This window comes from Deinococcus yavapaiensis KR-236, assembly GCF_003217515.1.
Lineage (GTDB): Bacteria > Deinococcota > Deinococci > Deinococcales > Deinococcaceae > Deinococcus_A > Deinococcus_A yavapaiensis.
This window is the reverse complement of record NZ_QJSX01000006.1, coordinates 116,211-127,407: the sequence shown is the minus strand read 5'-3', so window position 1 is coordinate 127,407 and position 11,197 is coordinate 116,211. Positions and strand designations below refer to the sequence as shown.

Genomic DNA, 11,197 nt, shown 5'->3' with positions numbered 1-11,197 from the left:
GTTTTAAGCAGAATTTCAAGGCCCGGCTTCAATGCTGCAATTCCACCACGAAGTCGTAGCGATCTCCGCGGTACTGCGAACGCGCGAATTCCAGCACGCCGCCGCTCGCGTCCCACGTGACGCGTTCCGTCGCGAGAACGGCGCCGCGTGGCGCGAGGTGCAGCAAGGCCGCCGTTTCCTCGTCCGCCTCGGTCGCGCGCAAGTGCTGCATCGCTCGGGCCGGGGTGAAGCCGCGCTCGCGCAACAGTTCGTACAAAGAGCCGCGCTCCAAGCGCTCGCGAGGCGCGCCGTCGAGCAAGCGCGCGGGCAGCACGCTCGTTTCGATGGCGACCGGCTCGCCGTCGGCCATCCTCAGACGCCGCAGGCGCACGACGTCGAGCAGCGGGCTTTGTCCGAGATTCATCGCTTCTTGCGGGCTGGGTCGGCCCATCTCGAAGCTCAGCACGCGCCCGCCGGGCACGAGGCCGCGCGCGCGCATGTCTTCACTGAAGCCCGTCAGGACCGACAACGGCTGCACGATGCGCCTCGGCGCGACGAAGGTGCCCGAGCCTTGCCGCCGCACGACCAAGCCTTGCTCTTCGAGCACGCGAAGCGCTTGCCGTACCGTCACCCGCGACAAGGCGAGGTGCGCCGAGAGGTCGCGCTCGCTCGGCAGCGCCGTTCCTTCCGGCAACGTCCCGCTCTCGATGAGTTGCGACACCGCCCGCGCGACTTGCAGATAGGCGGGAGTGGCGCTCGATCCGTCGAGGCTCAGCGAGAAGGACGAAGGCAAAGCGGCCATGTAACCATTAGCATACCACTAATACCTCTCCCACAGACGCTTCGCGAGCGACAGGACACCGTGTGCGTCGAATGCGACGCACACGGGCTCCATTCTCGACAGAGACTACCCAACTTCGCGGCTCACGAGCGAGGTCTCTTGCAAGCCTTTCAAACTGGTCTTATAGTGGTTCTTAATCTTGCTTTCCCCGGAGGATCTTATGAAGCGAAGCGGAACCCTGATGCTCGCGAGCCTCGCCCTCTTGACCGGCGCGGCCCTCGCCGCGCCCAAGAAGATGCCCGCCTACACGGCGCTCGGCGTGGCGTCCGGCAAGCCCGGCGGCACCTACACCCTCGTGCTCGGCGACAACCCGCGCAGCCTCTTTTACTACGGCGCCATCGACTCCAACCTCCAAACGATCTCCAATCAGTTGTTCGACGGTCTGATCGAGTACAACCTGCAGAACTACAAGATCGAGCCCGCCCTCGCCGAATCGTGGACGGTCTCGTCGGACGGCCGCGTCTACACCTTCAAGCTGCGCCCCGAAGCCAAGTGGTCCGACGGACGCGACCTGACCGCCGCCGACGTCGTCTTCACGTTCAACCAAGTCATCATGAATCCCGAAGCCCGCGCGGGCGACGTCGCCAACTTCACCATCGGCGGCGAGAAGGTCAAGGTCGAGGCGCTCGACCCCAACACCGTGCGCTTCACCCTCGCGCGCGCCGCGCCCGCCTTCTTGCAGCAACTGCGCACCCCCATCATGCCGAAGCACAAGCTTCTGCGCTTCTCGCAAGAAGGCGGCGCGAAGGCGGCCGACATCAACAACGCCTGGCCGACGGACGTCGACGCCAGCGAAGTCGTCGGAACGGGCCCGTTCAAGCTGCAAAGCTACACGCCCGGCCAAAAGGTCACGCTCGTCAAGAACCCCAATTACTGGAAGGTCGACGCCAAAGGCGTGAAGTTGCCGTACCTCAACACCCTCGAGTACCTCGTCATTCGCGATCCGCAAGCGCAAGTCGCCGCGTTCCTCGCGAAGAACGTCGATCAGCTCAACATCTCCGGCGCCCAATTCCCGGATCTCAAGCAGCGTGAAGTCGCCGGGGCGCCCTTCAAGGTCGTGCGCTCGCCCGCCTTGTTCGGATCGCCGCCCTTCCTCGCGTTCAACTTCGACGCCAAGAACCCCGATCTCGCCAAGGTCTTCAGCAACGTCCGCTTCCGGCGCGCCATGCAGTCCGCCTTGAACCGCGAGCGCATCATCGACCAGATCTACAACGGCCTCGCCAGCCTTCCCGGCCACGGCGTCGCGCCGATCTCGTCGTTCTACACGAACACCAAGCGCTTCCTGGGCTCCTTCGATCTCAAGGCCGCCGGGGACGCTCTCGACGCGATGGGCCTCAAGGTCGGCGCGGGCGGCCAACGCTTCATCGCTCCCGGCAAGCCGCTGGAGTTCGACCTCACCTACGGCACCGACTCGGCCGTGTACCCCCCGATGGCCTCCATCATCCAAAACGACCTCAAGAGCCTCGGCATCAAGGTCAACCTCAAGGGCGTGCTCGTCTCCACGCTGCTCTCCACGGGCCAAAGCGGAAACTGGGAAGCGATCCTGCACGCTTTCGGCGACCAACCCGATCCCGAGCTTCGCAAGCCCATCTGGCAACCGGGCGGCGCCTTGTACTACTGGCACCGCTCCTTGCAGCCCGCCACGGACGGCGGCACCCCGAACGTCGCCAAGATGTTCCCTTGGGAGAAGGAAATTTACAACATCTTCAACCAAGGCGCGACGGTCACCGACCCCAACCGCCGCAAGGCCGTCTACACACGCTGGCAAATCATCTTCGCGCAGAACCTGCCGGTGATTCCCATCGCGAAGCCCGAGAACATCGGCGTGGTCTCCAACACCTTCACGAACTACATCTGGACCCTCGGCGTCATCCCCGGCTACAACCCCGTGCCGCTCATCTCGCAGCGCTGAGTTCTGACTTTTCACCCCCGGCCCCTCTCCCGCTCGGGGAGAGGGGTGAATTGCCGGAGGGCCTTCTATGCTGATCTTTACCGTTCGTCGCTTGCTCGGCATGATCCCGACGCTGCTGCTGATCTCGGTCGTGTGCTTCGTCGTGATCAAGCTACAGCCGGGCAGCTACACCGACCAGTTCCTCGAAGACCCGCGCTTCACGAAAGAAACCGTCGAGCGACTCACGCAGCAACTCGGCCTCAACGACCCCGCCTGGATGCAGTACGCGAAGTGGCTGTGGGGCGTCGTGTCGCGCGGCGACTTCGGCTACTCCTTCGACGAGAACCGACCCGTCGCTACCCTCATCCTCGAACCGCTCGGCGTGACCGTCCTGATCTCGGGCTTGTCGCTGGCGCTGTCATGGCTCATCGCCGTGCCGCTCGGCATCTACACCGCCTTCAACCGCCGCGGCATCGGCGCGCAGACCGCGAATTTCTTCGGATACTTCGGACTCGCCATTCCCGACTTCCTCGCGGCGCTCTTTCTCATCGCGCTCGTCCTGCGCTTCGGCGGCACGAACGTCGGCGGTCTGAATTCGCCCGACTACATCGGCGCGCCACTCTCGTGGGGCAAGATCCTCGACACCCTCGGGCACTTGTGGATTCCGCTGCTCGCCCTCGGCCTCGAAGGCGTCGCGAGCGTCATGCGCCAAATGCGCGCCTCCACCCTCGACGTGTTGTCCCAAGATTACGTTCGCACCGCCAAAGCCAAGGGCCTCGCGCCCCGCGTCGTCGTGTGGCGACACGCGGTTCGCAACGCCATCAACCCTCTCATCTCGCTGGCCGGGCTCAGCTTGCCCGCCCTCATCTCCGGAACGATCATCGTGTCCGTCGTGCTCAACTTGCCCACCATCGGTCCGATTCTGTACGAGTCGCTCATCAACAAGGATCAGTACGTGGCGCTCACGATGCTGATGCTGTCGGCGACCTTGCTGCTCATCGGCAACCTCCTCGCCGACATCGCCCTCGCCCTCACCGACCCCAGAGTGAGGTACTCATGAGCCACAGAACGTGTCGATTTCCACCCTCGAAAGAGCGGGCGGCCTTGCTCGGCGGAGGATGCGCATGAGCGTCCCGATCACTCCCACCCCCTCTCCTGCGCGGGGAGAGGAAAGCGTCAAAGTGCTCTCGCCCCTTCAAATGGCGTTTCGGCGCTACCGCAAGTCCCGCCTCGGCGTCGTCGGAGGATGGATTTTGGTCCTGCTGTACATCATGGCCCTGTTCGGCGGCTTCATCGCGCCTTACAGCGTCGCCACGCAGTTCGCGTCCAATCCGTACCAACCGCCGCAACGCGTCCACCTCTTCCACGACGGTCGACTCACGCGCCCCTTCGTGTACGAAGTGAAGCGCGAGCGCGACCCCGTCACGTTCGTGAGCCGCTACGCCGAGGACAAGACGAAGCCGCTCGCGATCCGCTTTTTCGTGCGCGGTGACGAACACAACTTCCTCGGCCTCAAGACGAATCTGCACCTCTTCGGGGTTCAGAGCGGCAGCATGTTCCTCTTCGGCTCCGACTCCATCGGGCGCGACTTGTTTTCGCGGACCATCGTCGGATCGCAAATCAGCCTCACCGTCGGGATCGTCGGCATCCTCATCTCGTTTCTCATCGGCGTCACGGTCGGCGGCATCAGCGGCTACTACGGCGGCTGGGTCGACAACCTCCTGATGCGCTTCGTGGAAGTCCTGCTGTCCTTCCCGAGGCTCCCGATCTTGATGGCGCTCGCCGCGCTCGTGCCCGCCAAGTGGCCTTCCACCTGGGTCTACCTCGGCATCGTGGCCGTTCTCGCCCTCATCGGATGGGCGAGCCTCGCGCGCGTCGTGCGCGGCCAAGTGCTCGCCGCGAGGCAAGTGGAGTTCGTCACGGCCGCGCAAGCCGTCGGAGCTTCGGATTTGCGCGTCATCCTGAGGCACATCGTTCCCAACCTCTCGTCGATCCTCGTCGTGACTGCCACGCTCGCCTTGCCCGGCTACATCCTCGGGGAAAGCGCGCTGTCCTTCCTCGGCCTCGGCATCAAGGCGCCGATGAGCTCGTGGGGCCTGCTGCTCCGCGACGCGTACGACCAAGGCATCCAAGCGTTCGGCTTGTACCCGTGGCTGCTGTGGCCCGGCGCCTTCATCGCCTTGTCGGTCCTCGCGTACAACTTCTTCGGCGACGCCTTGCGCGACGCGGCCGACACGGGGTCGCGGTGACGCGAGCCGTCGATCTGGGCGCGGCCTTCGACCTCCTGAAGGCCGTGCCGATGCCCGCCGTCGCCGCCGCGGTCGTCACGCCAAACGGCATTTTGCGCGAAGAGTACCTGGGCGTGGCGAGCCTCGACACGAACGAGCTCCTCACGGCCAACCATGCCTTCGACCTCGCGAGCCTCACGAAAGTCCTCGTGACCTTGCCGGAAGTGCTGCGCTTGCTCGAACGAGGACGGCTCAGCTTGCAAGACCCGTTGAGCCTGCACTTGCCCGAGGCGGGCTGGATGGTCGAACCGAGCGTCGGCACCGCCAAGATCGCCCACCTTCTCGCGCACACGTCCGGATTGCCCGCCTGGGCGCCCCTTTACACGCACCCCACCGACCGAGCGACCTTGCTCGCGCGCGTCCTGCAAACGCCGCTCGAGGCCGCGCCGGGCGAGCGACTGCTGTATTCCGACCTCGGCTTCATGCTGCTCGGACTGCTGACCGAGCGGCTCACGGGCCGCGCCCTCGACGAATTGGCCGAGGAACGCGGCTTCGTCACGTACCGCCCGAGCGGACCGACGGTCGCGACGGAGCGCTGCCCGTGGCGTGGCCGCGTCCTGAACGGCGAAGTCCACGACGAGAACGCCTACGCCCTCGGCGGCGTTTCGGGCCACGCGGGCGCGTTCGGCACCCTTCGTGACGTCGCCCGCGCCGCTCAAGCGTGGCTCACCGACCTCGTGAGCGAGCCCACGAGGAGCCTCGTGGCGAGGCCCTGGAGTCACGAGGCCAACGGTTGTCCGCGCGGTCTCGGGTGGATCCTCGGGCATCCGACGTGCAGCGGAGGCGACCTCGCGTCTCCTCAAGCGTTCGGCCACACGGGCTTCACCGGCACGAGCGTATGGATCGAGCCACAGCGCGGCTACGCCGTCGTCCTGCTCACGAACCGCGTGCATCCCACTCGGCACACGGGCGACGACATCATCCACTTGCGGCGCCGATTCGCCAACGCCGTTCACGCCGCCCTCGGGAGAGGGGTATGACCTTGCTCGACACCGAACGACTCAGCGAACAGTACCGCGACCTCGACTTGCGCTCCACGAACGGCGTCGTCGCGGCCCTCCTCGAAGACCAAGCCCGCGCTGTGACCGCCGTTCGCGACGCGAGCGACGACCTTTCGCGCGCCGTGGACCTCGCCGCCGAATTCCTCGCGCGCGGCGGCCGCCTCGTGTACGTCGGGGCGGGCACGAGCGGACGGCTCGCGTGCCTCGACGCCGCCGAGTTGCCTCCGACCTTCTCTTGGCCACCGTCGCGCGCCGTCGCCCTTCTGGCGGGCGGGCGCGAGGCGATGTGGGAAGCGCGTGAAGGCGCCGAGGACGACGAGGAAGCGGGCGTCCTCGACCTTCGGCAAGTCCAGCTGAGCGCGGATGACGTTCTCATCGCGATCGCCGCGTCGGGCACGACGCCTTACGCCCTCGCGGGCCTTCGGTACGCGAAGGCCGTCGGCGCCCTCACGATCGCCTTCGCGAACAATCCCGGCACCCCCCTCCTGACGGAAGCGGACGTCGGCGTGTGCCTGCACAGCGGCCCCGAAGTCATCTCGGGTTCCACGCGCCTCAAAGCGGGAACCGCTCAGAAAATCGCCCTCAACACCTTCTCCAGCGCGGTCATGGTGCGGCTCGGAAAGGTGCTCGGCAACCTCATGGTGGACGTGCGTCCCACGAACGCCAAATTGCGCGAGCGCGCCGTGCGTCTCGTCGTGACGGCCACGAACGCGTCCGAGACCGAGGCGCGCGCCGCCCTCGAAGCGTCCGGGTTCCGCGTCGCCGTGTCGGTCGTGAGCCTTCTGCGGAGCGTGGACACCGCCGAAGCGCAACGCCTCCTCGACGCGGCGGGCGGCCACGTGCGCCGCGCCCTGACGTGACGTTGCACGTCGGCCTCGACGTGGGCGGCACGAGCGCGCGCGCCGTCGTCGTGCGAAACGGCGAAGTCATCGCGCGCGGCCGCGCGGGCGGCGGCAACCTCCGGCAAGTCGGACCCGCGGGCGTCATGACGGCCATTCACGACGCCATCCGAAACGCCGATTCCCGCGTGGACTTCGCGCACTGCCGAGTCCACGCGGGAATCGCGGGCCTCGCCACACCAGTCGACGAGGCCGCCCTCTTCTCCGTGCCGCACGGCTTCGCGTCCTTCACCGCGCAATCCGACGCGCAACTCACCCTCGGGGCCTACTTCGGTGGGATGCCGGGCGTGCTTCTCATCGTCGGAACGGGCGTCATCGTCCTCGGGCGCGGCGAGCACGGCGAGACGGGACGGCGCCTCGGGTACGGCTTTCCCCTCGAAACCGCGAGCGGCGCCGCCTTGGGCCTCAAGGCGATGCAGCTCGGACTGGCACGTTGGAACGACTCCTCGCCCCTCGCGGCGCTTCTACGGACGCGCTTCGACTCGGTTCGGTCGGTCGTCGACGCCGCGAGGGGCCAGGGAGCCGCGTGGTACGCCTCGCACGCACCGCTCGTCTTCGAGGCCGCGGCCCTCGACGATCCCGACGCGACCGCCACCGTGAAGGCGTGGCGTTCGGAATGCCGTGAAGCCGTCGAGAGCTTGCGAGCGGAACTCGGCGTGACGAATTGGGGCGCGTGGGGCGGCTTGACGAGCTTCCTCGGCGACCTGCTCGAAACCGGGTATCAACCGCCTCGTGCGACGCCCGAAGAGTGGGCGGCCACCTTGGCCGGTCGACAAGCGAACACCTGACGTCCAGCGCGGCGCCTCGAGTCGGTTCCGGCGGCGTCCACGGGCAGGAGCGCCAGAACGTTCAAGACGGCGAAGAGCGACATCGGCCGCCGACTCGGCTCAGAATTTCAAGACGGAAACGGGGGCGCCGCGCCATCCCGTCCACGCGCCCGGGTCAGCAGGACGAAGCCGCTCGATGCTTCGAAGTTCACGTGCTGTCCGTACCACTTGCCAAAACGCGCGGCCACGCAGTTGACTGGAGCGTGACTTTTCCTTCTGTCGTCGTGGTGGGCGGCGCGATCGTGGACCAAAAGCTCACCTTGCACGCGCCCTCGGTGATGGGAACGAGCAATCCCGGACGAGCGTCCACGAGCCTCGGCGGCGTGGCGCGCAACGTCGCCGAGAACCTCGCGAGGCTCGGCGTGGACGTGGCATTCCTCGGAGCCGTCGGGCGAGACGCCCTCGGCGACGAGCTCATCGCGCGAACGAGTGCGCTCGGAGTGGACTTCACGCACGTCCTTCGCACGGACGCCCCGACGAGCACGTACACGGCGGTCCTCGATCCGAGCGGCGAACTCGTGATCGCCGTCGTCGCCATGGACCGAGCGGGCGAACTCTCCGGCGACTTCCTGCGTGCGCGACGACTCGTCTTGCAAGGCGCGCGCGTTCTCGTGGCGGACGGCAACTCGAGCGAGGACACCTTGCGGACCCTCGTGGACATCGCGGGCGAGCGCGGCATTCCCGTCGTCCTCGATCCTGTCAGCGTCCCGAAAGCCGTGAAGGTCCGAAGCGTCTTGCGAACCCGCCGTTCCATCCACCTCGTCACGCCGAACCGCGAGGAACTCGAAGTGCTCGTCGAACGAACGGTCCGCGAGTCGGACTTGCCTTCGGCCGCGAACGCGTTGCACGAACTCGGCGTGGAGCGCGTTTGGGTCCGACTCGGCGCGCGAGGCGGTTTCCTGTCCGTCGAGGGCGAAGCGTCCTGGCTGCCCGCCTTTCCCACACGGGTCGTGGACGTGACAGGCGCGGGGGACGCGAGTCTCGCGGGGTATCTTCATGCTCTGCTGCTCGGCGCGTCTCCCGAGGACGCCGCGCGGTCCGGGCACGCCGCCGCCTCGCTCACCTTGGAAAGCGAGCACACCGTCTCACCGCTCCTGAGCCCTCGAGCGCTTCGGGAGCGCCTGCAAGGAGCCACGTCATGAATTCGCGAATCGATTTCACGCTCGAAGTCAAAGCGGCCCTGGAGCAAGGGCGGCCCGTCGTCGCCTTGGAAAGCACCATCATCTCTCACGGCATGCCGTATCCGCAGAACGTGCGAACGGCGAGAGAAGTGGAGGACGTCGTTCGAGCCAACGGCGCGACGCCCGCCACGATCGCCATCTTGAACGGTCGCCTCAAGGTGGGCTTGTCACCCGACGAACTCGAACTCCTCGGAACGGACAAGGGCGTCACGAAGGTCAGTCTCCGCGATTTGCCGGTGATCGTAGCGAAGAAAGCGCACGGCGCCACGACGGTCGCCACGACGATGCGAATCGCCGCGCTCGCCGGAATCCACGTGTTCGCCACGGGCGGCACGGGCGGCGTCCACCGTGGCGCGGCGGAGACCTTCGACGTCAGCGCGGACCTCACCGAGCTCGCCACGACGAACGTCGCCGTCGTCTCTGCGGGCGTCAAGAGCATCCTCGACATCGGCCTCACCCTGGAAAAGCTCGAGACGCTCGGCGTGCCGGTGGTCGGCTTCGGCACCGACCGCTTTCCCGCGTTCTATTCGCGCGAAAGCGGGTTCGCCGCTCCTCTGCGCCTCGACACGCCTCAAGAAGTCGCCGAGATGCTGCGCGTGAAGTGGGATCTCGGTCTCGAAGGCGGCGTTCTGATCGCCAATCCCATCCCCGGAGAGGACGAGATCCCCGCTTCGGACATCACCCCCCACATCGAACGCGCGCTCGCCGACATGAGCGCCTCGGGCATCAGCGGCAAGGACGCCACCCCGTACCTCTTGGGGCGTATCGTCGAGATCACCGAGGGACGCTCTTTGCAAGCCAACATCGCGCTCGTGAAGAACAACGCGCGCGTGGCGGCCTTGATCGCCGCGAAGCTTTCGTAGCCTCCCGCACCCTAACCCCTCGCGCCTCCTCGGCGCGGGGCTTTTCTGTCGTCACTCGCGCGTTGGCCTTCCGGTGCCGGTCTCTTGGCGCTCGGGGTGAGCGAACCTTCGAGTTTGTGGCATCCCCTCACGTTCGGGTGAACGATCGTTGTAAGATGCGAGCTACAGAACATTCTTCGTCTTTGGTCAGGCTTGCCTGACCGCGGTCGCATACGTCGTGTCACGCCCCTGGGCGTGTCGTTCGCCAACTCTCTGTTCGGAGGTCACTGTCGTGAAAAAGCTCGTGCGCTTCGCTGCCCTGTCCGCTCTGCTCGCCGTCGCCCAAGCCACCGCTCAAAACGTCGTCAACATCGGGTACTCCGGGCCGCTTTCGGGCGCCGCCGCCTTCTACGGCAAGGACGTTCAGTCCGGCCTGGAAATGGCCGTGAACGAGATCAACAAGGCGGGCGGCATCACCGTGAAAGGCCAGAAGTACCGCCTCAACCTCGTGTCGCTCGACGATCGGTACCTTCCCAACGAAACCGCGACGAACGTTCGCCGACTGCTCCAGCAGAACAACACGCCCGTCATCTTCGTTCCGCACGCGGGCGGCATCCTGACCGTCCAAGCGTTCAACACGCGCAACCCCGAGTTCCTCCTCATGGCGTACTCGTCCGATCCGAGCGTCGTCTCCGCCAACAACGCCTTGACCGTGACGCTTCCGCCGACCTTCGATCAGTACCTCGCGCCGTTCGCCAAGACGATGATGAAGCAGTACGGCAAGCGTCTCGGCCTGCTCGCCACGACGAGCGCTTACGGCCGGGCGTGGGCCGACGCCATGAGCGCCGAGTGGCGAAAGCAGGGCGGCACGGTCGTCGGGAACTACGGCGTGGATTACAACACCACCACCGACTACAACCCGACCGTCACGCGCGCCCTCGCCGACAAGCCCGACGTCATGCTGATCGGCGGGCCGTCGCAGCCCACCGCTCTCGTCGTGAAGGCGGCGCGCGAGCAAGGCTACAAGGGCGGCTTCATGGTGATGGACCAAGCGAAGTTCGAGCAGATGACGGCCATCGCGTCGACCACTCAACTCAACGGTTCCATCGGCGTCCTGCCCGTCGGTGACTACCGCACGGCGGGCGCTCAACGCTTCATCAAAGAGTACGCCAAGGTCTTCGACAACAAAGTCGCGACCGCCGAGCCTGCCCTCAACTACCTCGGCTTGTACATGGTGGCGCGCGCCATGGAGATCGCCGGAACGACGACCGACGCGTCCGCGATTCGGGCCGCCATGCCTCAAGCGGCGCGCACGCTCAAAGCCAGCCAGCAGTTGTTCGGTCCCGCCAGCATCAACGAACGCGGCCAGCTCAACAGCCAACTGCAAATTGCGCTGTTCAGAAGCGGCCGCATCATGCCCCTGAACGCCAACCGCTGATCGAACTCGA

The 11,197-nt window shown here is 66.3% G+C and carries 10 protein-coding genes; 9 read left to right on the top strand and 1 reads right to left on the bottom strand.

From position 1 onward, the window contains the following. Positions 1-28: 28 nt before the first annotated feature. Complete coding sequence (locus DES52_RS09330; protein WP_110886541.1) at positions 29-781, bottom strand: GntR family transcriptional regulator; 753 nt, start codon at positions 779-781, stop codon at positions 29-31. 199 nt (positions 782-980) lie between these two features. On the opposite strand from DES52_RS09330, the gene DES52_RS09325 reads away from it, so the two are divergent. The 9 genes from DES52_RS09325 to DES52_RS09285 all read left to right on the top strand — a co-directional run bounded on the left by DES52_RS09325 (position 981) and on the right by DES52_RS09285 (position 11,187). After that, a complete protein-coding gene (locus DES52_RS09325) occupies positions 981-2,732 on the top strand; it encodes an ABC transporter substrate-binding protein (protein WP_110886540.1) in 1,752 nt (583 codons plus the stop codon). 67 nt (positions 2,733-2,799) lie between these two features. Further along, positions 2,800-3,771, top strand: coding sequence for an ABC transporter permease (locus tag DES52_RS09320; RefSeq protein WP_110886539.1), 972 nt, complete (start codon positions 2,800-2,802; stop codon positions 3,769-3,771). Between the two features lie 64 nt (positions 3,772-3,835). After that, on the top strand, positions 3,836-4,960 hold the full coding sequence (locus DES52_RS09315) for an ABC transporter permease (protein WP_110886642.1): 1,125 nt from the start codon (positions 3,836-3,838) through the stop codon (positions 4,958-4,960). Further along, positions 4,957-5,979 (top strand): serine hydrolase domain-containing protein, encoded by a 1,023-nt coding sequence (locus DES52_RS09310; protein ID WP_211317891.1) that lies wholly within the window; start codon positions 4,957-4,959, stop codon positions 5,977-5,979. The genes DES52_RS09315 and DES52_RS09310 overlap by 4 nt, the downstream gene beginning before the upstream one ends. Further along, positions 5,976-6,860, top strand: coding sequence for an N-acetylmuramic acid 6-phosphate etherase (gene murQ, locus DES52_RS09305; RefSeq protein ID WP_110886538.1), 885 nt, complete (start codon positions 5,976-5,978; stop codon positions 6,858-6,860). The genes DES52_RS09310 and murQ overlap by 4 nt, the downstream gene beginning before the upstream one ends. Beyond that, positions 6,857-7,687, top strand: coding sequence for an N-acetylglucosamine kinase (locus DES52_RS09300; protein WP_110886537.1), 831 nt, complete (start codon positions 6,857-6,859; stop codon positions 7,685-7,687). The genes murQ and DES52_RS09300 overlap by 4 nt, the downstream gene beginning before the upstream one ends. Positions 7,688-7,929: 242 nt before the next feature. Further along, positions 7,930-8,868 carry a carbohydrate kinase family protein gene (locus DES52_RS09295; RefSeq protein ID WP_110886536.1) on the top strand — a complete coding sequence of 313 codons (939 nt, stop codon included), beginning with the start codon at positions 7,930-7,932 and terminating at the stop codon, positions 8,866-8,868. Beyond that, a complete protein-coding gene (locus DES52_RS09290; RefSeq protein ID WP_110886535.1) occupies positions 8,865-9,770 on the top strand; it encodes a pseudouridine-5'-phosphate glycosidase in 906 nt (301 codons plus the stop codon). Before DES52_RS09295 ends, DES52_RS09290 begins: the two co-directional genes overlap by 4 nt. Before the next feature lie 271 nt (positions 9,771-10,041). Further along, the gene (locus tag DES52_RS09285) at positions 10,042-11,187 is read left to right on the top strand and encodes an ABC transporter substrate-binding protein (protein ID WP_245900863.1); all 1,146 of its coding nucleotides are present in this window, start codon (positions 10,042-10,044) and stop codon (positions 11,185-11,187) included. Positions 11,188-11,197 lie beyond the last annotated feature (10 nt).